At 61.5% G+C, this 12,381-nt stretch carries 6 protein-coding genes and 2 pseudogenes; all 8 read right to left on the reverse strand.

Annotated features, from left to right (window positions below):
- Nucleotides 1-128 precede the first annotated feature (128 nt).
- The 8 genes and pseudogenes from XH98_RS31225 to nodU all read right to left on the reverse strand — a co-directional run bounded on the left by XH98_RS31225 (nt 129) and on the right by nodU (nt 11,792).
- Nucleotides 129-398, reverse strand: a pseudogene (locus XH98_RS31225) (DUF2285 domain-containing protein).
- A 484-nt stretch (nt 399-882) separates the two neighbouring features.
- The gene (locus XH98_RS31235) at nt 883-1,203 is read right to left on the reverse strand and encodes a DUF736 domain-containing protein (protein WP_271599985.1); all 321 of its coding nucleotides are present in this window, start codon (nt 1,201-1,203) and stop codon (nt 883-885) included.
- A 538-nt stretch (nt 1,204-1,741) separates the two neighbouring features.
- The gene (locus tag XH98_RS31240; protein WP_271620916.1) at nt 1,742-2,224 is read right to left on the reverse strand and encodes a hypothetical protein; all 483 of its coding nucleotides are present in this window, start codon (nt 2,222-2,224) and stop codon (nt 1,742-1,744) included.
- Nucleotides 2,225-2,364: 140 nt separating this feature from the next.
- Nucleotides 2,365-3,288 (reverse strand): DUF2493 domain-containing protein, encoded by a 924-nt coding sequence (locus XH98_RS31245; protein ID WP_271620917.1) that lies wholly within the window; start codon nt 3,286-3,288, stop codon nt 2,365-2,367.
- A gap of 329 nt (nt 3,289-3,617) precedes the next feature.
- Nucleotides 3,618-4,679 (reverse strand): DUF7146 domain-containing protein, encoded by a 1,062-nt coding sequence (locus XH98_RS31250; RefSeq protein ID WP_271620918.1) that lies wholly within the window; start codon nt 4,677-4,679, stop codon nt 3,618-3,620.
- 41 nt (nt 4,680-4,720) lie between these two features.
- Nucleotides 4,721-6,976: pseudogene (locus XH98_RS31255) on the reverse strand (strawberry notch-like NTP hydrolase domain-containing protein); the annotation flags it as partial.
- A gap of 322 nt (nt 6,977-7,298) precedes the next feature.
- Complete coding sequence (locus XH98_RS31260; protein WP_271620919.1) at nt 7,299-8,252, reverse strand: ArdC family protein; 954 nt, start codon at nt 8,250-8,252, stop codon at nt 7,299-7,301.
- A 1,785-nt stretch (nt 8,253-10,037) separates the two neighbouring features.
- Nucleotides 10,038-11,792 (reverse strand): nodulation protein NodU, encoded by a 1,755-nt coding sequence (gene nodU / locus XH98_RS31265; RefSeq protein WP_271620920.1) that lies wholly within the window; start codon nt 11,790-11,792, stop codon nt 10,038-10,040.
- Between the last annotated feature and the right edge of the window lie 589 nt (nt 11,793-12,381).

The raw sequence follows: 12,381 nt of genomic DNA on the forward strand, positions 1-12,381 counted from the left end.
TGCACGCAGCTAGTGAACGAGGCGGTTGTAGGAAGTCGCCACTTTGGCAGCACGTGGTGCTCCGGAATGACCACCGACTAACAAAAGGAAATAGTTCTTCCTGCAAGTCGTCAGCCGACGATGTTCTTCTATGAGCAGGCGCCGCGTAAGAGCCGCCCTTGCTCAGCCACCCATCTGGCACGAGCAAGATGACTCTGATATTCGCGCCACGCACGGTCCGGCTCTCGGTCGGGCTCCAGATGCAAGACCACTTGAGCCACTTCGCCCTACTCGCCCCCTCACCGTCGGCCGTGCAGAAGGCGAACGTACGTGGCGACATGCTCTTCGTCATAGGCCGTCAATGTCGGCTCGTTCGGCGCACTGTCAGCTACGTCTGGATTTGGGGATGGCTTCTGCATCATACCCGCTTTTAGAACGCCTATAAGCTACGCCATGGTCTCCGTTGCCCGTTGGAATCCTGGATATTCCTTCGGTAGACACGACGGCCGAGTTCGGTCGCGCACGTAGCGTCGTCACATCCTATAGCATGTTCGGAACGAATAGAAACGATCGTTCCAAGAACGATCGTTCCGGTCGGTTTCCCCTACCGCCATGTATCTTAAGAGATCATGCCTGTGACTCTGCGTCGGAAACGCCACGATCTACAAATGCCGCAAGATGAGCTGGCCGAGCGTGCGGGTTTAATCGCCATTATGTCGGCGCCATCGAGCGCGGCGACGCATCAGCGATGCGTTACCGTGCTCGGCAGATTGCTGAAGCATTAGGGGCGATCCGGGAGACCCGCTCAAAAGGGCTGCACGGCTTAGCAAATCGTAATCCGCACCTCAGCCCGGCCGCGAAGTGCCCCGCCCGGCGAACCGGGCGGGGCTTGATTGAGCGAGCTTACTCCCCGTTCTTACGCGGCCGCGACCAGAGGAGCGTGTAGCCTTCGCCGCTTTCGTCCTCGAAGAGGTTGGCATAGATCGGAGCGTTGAACGAGGGATCGTCAAGCTTAAGCGAGAGGTAATCCCGGCCCTCCTCGGAGCGCTTCGACCAAGCGGCCCCGATCTCGGCCCGGCCCACGTAGATGCGGTAGCTGGGGGCGTTGTCGTTTGAGCGGTTCGTCTCGGCGACGATACGGACGCCCTTAGCTTGCAGGCTCAAGGTGACAATCTCGCCCTGGAAATCGTTACCGACCTTCTTGAAAGAACCGATGTTAGCCATGTCACTTCTCCTGTTGTGTTTCGAGCCCGCGACCACCGCGGCCTCGATGGCGATCTGTAGGCCGAAGACGATCGGCGACGCACCCGCCCGCGGGCCGGAGCGCAGCGGAGGACGCCGTTGTGGCGACTTTCTTGACTCGCGAGGAATGGGCGAAGCCCAGGGGAAGAAAGTCGCATCAACGGCGTTGCGGCTCAGACGATCGAGGCGAAGCCGGTCTTCGGCCAGATCAAGCCATCAACGAGGCCACGTGGGTCGCGTGCTGAACCGCAATCGGAAGAAGTCGTCGCGTATCTCGGTTGCGCGGAACAAGAGGCGGAAAAGATTCGGCGCAGAAAGAGAAACAATCTGCTGCAATGGGCGATGCCGTCTCCGAAGAAATGATCGAGACATCGCCGCTCCGCCGCGGCTTAGTGGACCGGCCGAAATGGGCCCCTTGGTCAAGGCCCCGGGGGGACTGCCCCTCCCCGCTCAGGTCTCAATCATCCCCTCGTTCAATTCGATCTATCCGAGTCTGCTCGACGACCAAGGCTGTGAACGGTCATCCCTCTCGCGTAGCGACTGGAAGAACTGGGTGTGATGGATTCTCCACCAGCCCCGCCAGTTCGAGCGGGCGTGGCTCTGCAAAAGCAGTCAAGCGTGTCCACGTTGTGCCCCCAACACAGACCGCGCCCAGGCAAGCGAGGATCTCTCGCCAAGCCAGCGAGGGCATGCCGATCTGGGACAGGGCGAACGCCACTTGATAGCCGGCGACGGCAGCGGGGACAGCAAATGCGGTCGCGATGGCGATGCGCAAGGTCAACGACCGAGTAATGGCGACGGCGGCCTGACCGACGGCAAGCGTCAACACGCCACCGGCCGTTCCGATAAGCATTGCACTGAACACGCCGGCGCCATTCTGAAACGCCGTCATCCCGATGCTCAGTGCGACGAAAAACGGCAAGGCATACACAGCGAGCGCAAAAATCGCCCAGCAGAACAAGCCGACGCCGAGTGTGTTGAGAACAAGCCCAATGGCGAGCATGGTGGTGGCTCCATGTGCATAAATGTACCAGTCGCGCCTTCCACCACCACCATGGCGCAACTCTGAATATGAGACTGAAAGAAGGCGGAGTTGCGGCGCATGCAACTCCGCCATGACGCCTGGAGGCGAGAAGAGAGCGCTCACGCGCCGCCGAACCTCCAGACGGGAATGCCGAGGCGCTTTGCTTTGTCCGCGAGGTTGTCCTGGATTCCCGTGCCCGGGAAGTGCATGACGCCGATCGGCAGGAGTTCGAGCATGGCGTCGTTGCGCTTGAACGGGGCCGCCTTGGCGTGCTTGGTCCAGTCGGGCTTGAAGGCGATCTGAGGCACCTTGCGATTGGTCGCCCATTTGGAGGCGATAAGCTCCGCACCTTTGGGCGAGCCGCCATGGAGCAGGACCATGTCGGGATGCTTGACGTGAACCTTGTCGAGGCGGTCCCAGATGAGGTGGTGGTCATTGAAGTCCAGCCCGCCAGTGAGTGCGATCTTCGGTCCTGCAGGCAGCAAGACCTCTGTCTCAGCGCGACGCTTGGCTGCGATGAAGTCGCGCGAGTCGATCATCGCGGCAGTCAGCGTGCGGTGGTTCACCAGCGATCCTGATCGAGGACGCCAGAACGATCCGGTGTGAGCCTCAAAGCGTTCGATCGCCTGATCGCGGAAGAGCTCCAGGCAGTTGCGGCGCTCGATCAAAGTGATGCCCTCGGCCGTTAGGCGCTCGAGTTCGACCGATCGTATTTCGGAGCCATTTTGCTCGCGCTGGCTCTTCTGCTGCGCCTGTTCGTTGTCGTCGAGTTGGTGTCCGATGCGATCGACGGCGCGATGGAACAGGTTGACCATCGACCAGAGCAGATCGTCGAGGTCCGGCTCAAGCCGCGTGTCGTTCAGAGTTGCAACGAGGGCGTTGAAGATATCGGCAACGGCGCCAGCGATCATCTTGCCCTCAGGAAGCGGTCGTGGGTCAGGCTGGTCGTCGAAGGGGCGGTAGCCGAAGAGCTGTAGTTCGGTGAGGACGTGGTCAGTTGGAGAAGAGGCGTGCGGCGGTTCAACGTCGTCGTGGTCGGTCATTGGAGGGATCCTTTGCCGGATCGGCCGCGCCCATCGCGGCCTTCGTGGCGATCACCCAGACGGCGGGCGGAGCGGGCCAGAACCCGCAAGGGCCGAAGCGGCAGCGGAGGATGGCGGAGGCGGGCTATTTTGCTTCGCGATGCAAAGCGCGCCGGTTTGATGGCCATTGTGTCTGCTCATTGCCGGCGCGCGGCGGAAAATAGCCGGGCGTAGCCATTGCCGGCCCGGTCCGGTTGCCGACCGATCGCCCTCTAGAAGGCCGAGGTCGCGTCCCTTTCCGGCAATGGCCGCATTATGACGGACCTATCAACGTAGATCGAAGCACGGGTCTATTCTGCGGCCACCGTCGACGAATGCAGGAAGCGGAGGGCGTCCTCTGGTACGAGTTGAAGCCGCAACGCTGCTCGGAGGCTCTCGAGACCGAAGATATGCAGGTCTTCGTTGAAATCGCCCAGCCGGGGCGACAACGCGATCGCTTCAACGCCGACGGCTTTTGCACGCTGGGTGAGAATAGCCTGCACGGCATCTCCGGCGGCATCTGCGTCACGGGCGATATAGAGCCGACGCAGGCCAGACGGCAGCATCATGGCTGAGAGGTGATTGGCCGAGAGCGCCGCGGCCATAGGAAGAGTCGGCAGCACGTAACGTAATGAAAGCATGGTCTCGATTCCCTCACCGGCGGCGAGTACGTCGTCCACCACGCCGAAGCGAACGGCGTTGCCGAGCAGGTCGCCCATGGCCCGTCGTGGCGTATCGATCGGAGCCTTGCCGAGACGAATGCGATCAAAGCCGTCTGGATCAAGCCAGGTTCGGTGCACGCCAGTGATCCGCCCCTCGAGATCCGTGACTCGGGCAATTATCGCCGGCCAGGTTTCGGTCGGCACATGCTCGTCCGGCCGGTAGTAGCAACGAGGGTGGAAGCGCAGACTGCCACCATGGTGGATGCGGGTTATGCCGCGGCGCTGCAAATACGTTTCGGCTCCCGTCCCCTCGATCGGTCTGGATATCGCAAAGAGCCGGCGGGCTGCTTCCTGCGATCCAGCCGGCGCCACCGAACGAAGGGGTGTCGAGACCAGTTGCGACTCAGGACGAGGCAGCTTCAGAAACCGCCGCGCTTCCTCAGTGACCTCGCTGAAGTCGCGTAACCCCCGGCATTCACGAATGATGTCGAGGAGATCGCCATGTTCGCCGGTCGCAGCGTCAGTCCACTTGCCGGCTGCGCCCTTCGGCGATTCCTGGAGCCGTACGAACATCGAGCGGCCCGGCGTGTTGCGGACGTCGCCGACCACCCAGTACCGTCCCGCCCGCTTGCCATTGGAGAGATAGTATCGGCACACTGCCTCGGCCTCGCGCGCAAGGCGGCGTGCCAGTTCGCAAGGCGCGGGGGACATCACGCGGCCTCCCGCTCACTGAGGCGCGCAACCGGATAGGTGTCGAGCACCTTTTGGATGACGCTGAACGCATCGGCATAGGCGTCGTAGATGCGAACCTGCTCCGGTGTAAGCTGGTGTTCGACGAGCTCGTACTCGACGCCCTCATAGGACAATGAGCGGGCCGCGTAGACACCGAGCGCCTTGAGGTCGCGCGCCAGCACCTCCATCGCCGCGCCCCCACCCCCCTCGATTGCCTCGATAAACCCGGCGCGTGTGGCGAATGGGAAATCGGCGCCGCCCCAAAGGCCAGGGCGTTTGGCATAAGCGAGGTTGTGGACCGTGGTAGCGCCCGTCGCCGACACATAAACCACACGAGCATTCGGCAAAGCGTGCTGGAGCCTCAGGCCTGCGCGCCCCTGCTGAGAGGCCGCCTGGTCGCCGCGGTCGCCCTCGCCCCCGACCGCATTCTGCATGGCATGGCTCTCGTCGAAGACGATCACTCCGTCGAAGTCGGATCCCAACCATTCAACGATCTGCCTGACACGCGAAAGCTTCTCGCCACGCTCGTCGGTGCGTAGCGTGGCATAGGTGGTGAAAAGGATGCCGTGCGAAAGCCGGATCGGTGTGCCCTGGCGAAACCGAGACAGGGGCGTAACAAGCAGCCGCTCCATGCCGAGCGCAGACCGGTCGCGCTGGGCATCTTCGATCAGCTTGTCGGATTTGCTGATCCAGACCGCACGGCGGCGGCGCTTGAGCCAATTGTCGAGCAGGATCCCGGCGACCTGCCGCCCCTTGCCCGCGCCGGTGCCATCGCCCAAGATCCAGCCCCGACGAAAGCGGGCGGCAGTCTCTGCGTCGTCGCGTGCGACAGCCACAACATCAAGGGTCGCATCGACGGTCCAGGAGCCCGCGAGAAACTCGGAACGCGCCTCGCCAGCATAGATGATGCTCTCGAGCTGGGCGTCCGACAGAACCCCTCTTGCCACCAGAATTGAATGCAGATGGGGACGGTAGGACGGCTTCGGTGGCGCAACGGACGCCATCGCCGCGGACTGCACGAGCTTGGTCGGATGTGCGCACGATCCGGGAATACAGATCGACTGCACCCCGTACTCCTCATAGAGCGCATCGGTGAGGCGGGTGCCTTCAGGCGGCGACCATTCGACGGTCTCGTTCGTAAGCTCCACACCACCACCTGGCGCACACCCCGAAATGGACGAGCGGCTTGGTGCAACGGCGCCCGGCGATCGGGCGATTGCGGGCCGCCTAATGACGTCAGCCACGACCGGCACGGCGACGGGCAGCCTCGGAGGCACATGCTGGGCTACCCAATTGAGCAAGGTGGCGACATCGCCGGCCATTCCTTGCGAGGTGGGAAACGCGTTCGGATCGGCAGCGGGCAACTTGTCGACTACGAGCAGCCTCGTGTCGGTCTGAGTGCCTTGCTTGGCGTAAACAGCGCCATCGATCGCGGCGGAAAACACGACCCGTCCGCGCTCCTGGAGGCGAACAAAGGCCTTTGGCCACGCCGGGTTATCCGGCGCAAGACCTGCGCCAGCGATGGCGACGAGGCGGCCGCCATCGCAAAGGCGTCCCAGGGCTGACGCAATGTGCCGCAGGGCGGCGTCTGCCATCCGTCGGTCGACGTTTGCCATCGCCGGGAAGGGGGGATTTATCAGGACAACACTCGGTACAAAACTCGCGTCGAGGTGATCATCGATCTGCGCGGCGTCGAACCGCGTGACCTCAACGTTGGTGAATAGGTGATCGAGCAGCACTGCACGGCGCTCGGCCAACTCGTTCAACATCAGCGAGCCGCCGGCGAGCTCGGCGAAGATGGCGAGCAAGCCGGTCCCCGCGGAGGGCTCCAGAACGCGGTCGGCAGGCGTAATGCCGGCTGCGGTGCATGCGGCGAGTCCAAGCGAGATCGGCGTCGAGAATTGCTGAAGCGCCTGATTGTCCTCGGAACGCCGCGTATGGGGTGGCAGACAGCACGCGATTTTCGCGAGCATTGGCAGCATCGCGGCCGTCGAGCCAGCCTTGGCGCGCATCGCCGGGCCGAACTTGCGCAGGAAGAGAACGGTTGCCGCCTCGCAGACGTCATAGGCGGCCTTCCAGTTCCAGGCGCCGGCCGCGGCCGAAGCGCCGAAGGCAGCCTCGATGGCGCCACGCAGGACGGCGGCATCGATGCGCCGGCCGCGTTCCAGATCAGTCAAGATCTGTCGGGCGCCTTTGATGGCGGCAGAGGTGAGAGTCGCAGCGGCACGCATCGAGAGCGGCGCGGCGGCAGCGCCGCCCGCAAGAGATTCGGTCATGACAGGAGTCCTCGGGAGAGCGGGAAGGGGTCGAACCATCAGGCGCTCTCCTTTGACCCGACGGCTCAAACCCTTCCCGGCCCTGCTCTCCCTCTCCGCCCTCGCCCATAAAAAATGGGGACCGGCGTTGCACACCGGTCCCCAAAAAACTGCGGGATGGCCGGGGCCATCCCGCTTTGTGTCACTCAGCCGCATCGAGTTGTTGCGGGTCGTCGCCGGCATTCTGCCGATCCTCAGCCGTGAGCCTCTCTCTCGGCCTTCAACCGGTCGCGAAAAACGACCCTGCCTCTCACTCTCTTACCCGCGGACGCAGAGGATAACCTCACGCCGCTTCCTGCTCCGCTGTCTCCGCCGTCATGCCGACAACCTCCTCCGGCAAGAACCCAAGGAGGTATTCCGTAACCTTGCTGGCTTGCGAGGCAGCTCGCACAATCGCGCGATTGTCCTCTCGCAGCACTTCAAGCCAGGAGCCGATATAGTCGGCGTGCCGCACCGTCGGCACAATACCTAGCGAAGCGCAACTGAATGCAGACGATATCTCCGCGATCAATTCCTCAAAGGCGTACTTCTTGGTGCCGTAGCCGCCCGACAAATCGCGGTTGAGACGCGATGGATGGCCGCTGGCATGCGCTAACTCGTGCAAAGCCGTTCGATGCCAGTTGATCGGCTCGAAATAGGCTTGCGGTGACGGTACCTGCACATAGTCTTCTGCCGGCACGTAGAAGGCGCGGTTACCGCCAATGTGGAAGTCGATCCCGGTCGCCTTGATCAGGTATTCAACCCTTGGCTCAATCAGGCCAGGCGGCGGAGGCGGCGCCGTCGTTCCGATCTCCGAAGGCAAGTCGTCGCACTGATCGGTGTTGAAGACCGTGAAGCGCTTGAGGAACGGGATCGCCTGCGCTTCGTCGCCTGTTTCGCCAGCACGCCGCTTTTCGTCGGCCGGCACAAAACGATCGGCATAGACGACGGTGGTGCCGCGCTCGCCCTTGCGGACGTGACCACCGAACGACAGCGCCTGGCGGAAGGTGAGCCAACTCTGACCGGTGAATGCGTGTTCGGTGGCAGCCCCCCAAAGGATTAGGACGTTGATGCCGCTGTATTGACGGCCAGTGGCGGCGCTTTTCGGCATGGCTAACGACGACGCCGCCGCCGAACCCCAAGGCTGTACCCACGGGACGCGGCCGGCTTCAAGCTCGCCGATAATTTTGTTGGTGATTTCGTCATAAAGGCTGGTCCGGTCCTCGCCGGCGCGCGCCCGAAGATAGTGTCTGGACATAACGGATCTCCGCGACGAGCGCCGCGAGCCTCTCTCGCAGCCTGTAACCCGTCACGGCAAAACCCGGCCGGCACTCCCACTTTAAGCCTGTCCAGGCGAAATAGAGGCCGCGTAATTTGCGAGAGCTCCTCACCCACACAAATGACAGAATGCGAAATCTGGGAGGCGCTCCGCCTTCTGTTACATTCTTCGGGATTTGGGCTCGAGGTGCTTTAGGGCCGCAGGCCCCACCAGGCGTGTGCCAAGGACGCATCGCCTCAACGCAAAATGGCACCCGGAGAGCGTGAGCATAGCGACCCGAAGGGCACGCGGGTCCGAGTGCAGCGACGAGACCGGTTCAATAGCGGCACCCGGGGACGGGGCCGTGATAGCGATCGCCGAGAGGCGAGCCCCTTTCCCGAGTGCCCCCGGCAAGGAGCTCCGGATCTCCTTGCGCGAGGGATCGAAGCGGCACGGCGACCGAGAGGCAAAGCGGCTCGATTCACGAGAGCCCGGTGCGGCCGAAGCCACACGCGCCAAGCGGAAAAATCCGCCAGTCTGAAGATCTTAGATTTCCTCGCGCGTATGCGTCTGCGCGTCATAGATCCTGATTTGAAGCATGGGAAAACGCTTCTTTAGTTCTTCTCCACCTGCCCTCGCGCCGTCTCTGGTTGTAAATTCGGCTTTGAGTCGGCCATCCACTTCGAGTGCGTAACCAGAGGCCGGCGGTTCACGGGTAGCTGCAACCATTTCATTCCCATTGTGCAGTGAGGTGGCTTAAAATGATGGGTAACGTGAGTCGCCAAACCGCGCCAGTCCCAGCTCCCCGAGCGCGGTGATCGGCGCACCTTGTGGATTGACGCTTCGTCGTGTCCAAGTGGCAATGGAGATACAAGGCGCGCTGAGCCCCGGCCGTCCTTGAATCCGGCGACGGTGCCGGTTTCGGCGGACGTAGCCTCCCTACCGCGAGGGCGAGGGCATCGATCGCTAATTGTCGCGCGTCGGCTTCGCGTCGAACGACACAATCGGCGGCAGTCGAGGCCTATTCATCCAGCGCTGAGACGAAGAGTCCGTCTATTGCGTCTTGGTGGGTGACGATCTTTTTGTTAGATCGGGGCAGCCGGAACAGACGCAGGCTTCGTCGTATTCGGGGTCGGTTTCAATGCTGATGACTGTTGAGCTAGGCCCACAACACTTACGCTGCGGGATAGCCGATCCCTTGTGCTTCAGGTAGCGTGCGCCATCCGCGAGTACGAGGAGCACGGTTAGATAGGACCGCGTCGATCCGCCTGTACGAGAGCGCGCCTTCTGATATCGCCCGACAGAACCCGCGAGCAGGCGTCTCCCCTCCCGGAGCGGAGGCTCCAATTCGCGACTTGCTGGACCGATCAAAGCATGGAGAATGCGAAGTTGCGTCTGCGCCGACCTCGCCATCGATCCGGATGCGTTGCCCGGTACCAGGATCAATCACGATGACTCCCTAGCCCTTTCATCGACGCGCCGCCGTCATCGTCGATGGGGCTTCGGCCACCTCCCGCGGCGGCACAGACGATCCAATCTCGCCCTCCACGAACGGCGCTATCCTCGCTTCAACGTGCTTCCAAAGCTCCGGCGCCACCTGAACAGCTGGTTCACATGAAACCCGACGATGCGAGTTGCCTCGGAAACTGGCGCCGGGCGCGGCAAGCCGCTCCTTCTTATCCAGCGATCACCGCGCCGCCCCTCTAGGGAGGTGATTATCTCGACCCTCGAAATCGTTCTGGCGCTTCTCCCAAGATTACCATAGGCCGGCGGCGACCACATTCGTCAAACAAGGCGGCCTGTGGCGGGAGTTATCCGCTCTTCGGCGTACGGTCCCGCCTCTGCGCGCTGAGAGAGAAAGATGCCGTTGGCCGGCGCTGAGTCTTCGCCCGGAAGTTTCGTCCACAGCACACCATCGCACCACACGTGGTCAACGCGGCCCCATTGGCAGGCAGATTCCGCATTCGGGAAAAAACCGCGTCCATTGCGATTGGCGCTTGTATTGCATAGTAGTGGAATGCCCGTGAGGACCTCGTATTCGACGAGAAGTTCGGCGATTTTGTGCTGAGAGGTCCTACAAATCGTCTGCAATCGGGCAGATCCGTCCAGATGCACAACAGCGGGGATCTTGTCCCGCCATTCTGCTCTTATTAGGTGCTCGAAGAGCATGTAAGGGTCTGGCGTTCCAGGACTAAAAATATCCGGCGCACGATCCTCTAGGCATATTGGCGCTACAGGCCGGAAGTGCTCGCGAAGTTTGATGTCGTTGAGACGGTCCTTCATTCGCGGCGATGTCGCCGCGGCCAGTATGCTTCTGCTACCCAAAGCCCGAGGTCCAAGCTCCGCGCGGCCAGAAAGGAAAATGACGGGCTTGTTGCTGGCGAGAATCGTTGCAAGTTCACGCATGCTACATGGTGAGCCGCCCCATCCGGGCGGCACGCCGCTTCGTTCCACGGCTCGACCACTATAGACGGACCATTCCAATGGTACAAAGCCTTGGTCCGCCGCCAATGCGGAGCAAGCGGCACCTATTGCCGAGCCACTGTCATTCGGAAAGGGTGGCACCCAGATAGCATCGAACAAGCCGGCAGCTCGTAGTGCGCTATTCCATTTTATGTTGAGACCGCAGCCGCCAGCGATGCACAGATTGCGCACGGCAAGCCTCGAATGTCTCTGTATAGCACTTGCGAGTTTGGTAACGAGCAGACGCTCTTGGAACCAATGAAAGGAAGCAAGCACATCTTCGGGAGCTTTGGCTTTGAACCGTAGCGCGCTGGCATCGAAGAACTCGTGGACAGGCTCAAGCGCGGCGTGCTCGCTGCAACGACCGACTGGCTCCGTAAACGTGCTAAAGTGCTTTTCGTAGAGCTCCTGAAACACCTCGACAATGCTTTCATCGACTGAACCGAGCGCGATGTAGGCCATCAACTTGCCCGCAACACCGAGGTCCCACTTGGTCCGGTTCGCCTGCTTGTATGGTCCGAAGTGATAGCCCGCGGCAGCATAAGCATGCCCGATCAGCGGGAAGAGGCACTCGAGGAACCTGGCGGCGCGGCGCTCTACATGGTAGAGACGTGGAAAGGAAGCTCCGTCCCACACCAGACAGAACGCGGGCTGCCCGGCCTTGGCGAAGGGGCTGGTACAAAAAGCGGAAGCCACATGGGCTGTGACGTGCGGATAGCTTTTGTAAGGGAAGGCGCTCTCGTTGAGCAGCAGCCCAGAGCCGTCGTGCGCTATGAGGAGGCCTTCGGCATCGCTCTCAACATACGGTGCCCCTTTAAGGGTAATGGGTGCAGTCCCACTGAAAACCTCAAATTGTGACTCAACCTCGCCCCACCATCCGTCGATGACGAACCGATCAACGTCGCGCGGATCTAAACCGTGCTCTGCCAAGGCGACAACAACCGCATCGAGATTGTCGATTTTTTGATATCGCGGATTATTGCCCCGCTTCTCCTGCTCGACACAAAAGACAAGCCGTCCGTCCTCGATAAGGGCGACTGCTCCGTCATGGGTCAGTTTAATACCGCAGATGCGCATACTGTCTCCGAACTTAATGTCGATGATCCACCCGATTTGAAGGCGCCGCAACTATTGCTCGTGTCGCAAGATGGGCTCCCCCTGTCGCGATGCACGCTCTGGGCCAGTTCCAATCGGAGGAATCGCTGGCGATTGTCTGATCAAAATCGGAGTTTGAAGCGACTTGCCCGATTCGTGACACCGGACGCGTTCGGTTTCGGACCAAGCACTCCCGCCTACGGCGACAATTTGCGCTCATGCGGCCTGCGGCCCCTTGTGCCTTCTCTGACGTTGAGCGAACGAGTGCAACGGAACTCTTTACCGGATAGTGAGATCGTTAACCGATCCCGTCCAGACTAGCGGCGCCGAATGAGAGTGCCGTTGATGTCTCCAAAAGCGTCTCACGCAAGGCAAGCCACATTAGTATGCTTCAGGAGCCAGCCTGCAAAATCATCTGTCACTCCAACGCGAGCTTCGTCCTGCAAAGCAGATGCAAGCCTGTTCAGATCCAGGCAATCAGACGCGGACACTTCTGAGCGGCCCCGACGAGACGCTAACGCCCGCAAGCTTATCACTACACCGCCCAGAGTTAGCTCTAGCAGCTAAGCGG

Origin of the sequence: Bradyrhizobium sp. CCBAU 51745 (genome assembly GCF_028128715.1) — a bacterium.
Lineage (GTDB): Bacteria > Pseudomonadota > Alphaproteobacteria > Rhizobiales > Xanthobacteraceae > Bradyrhizobium > Bradyrhizobium manausense.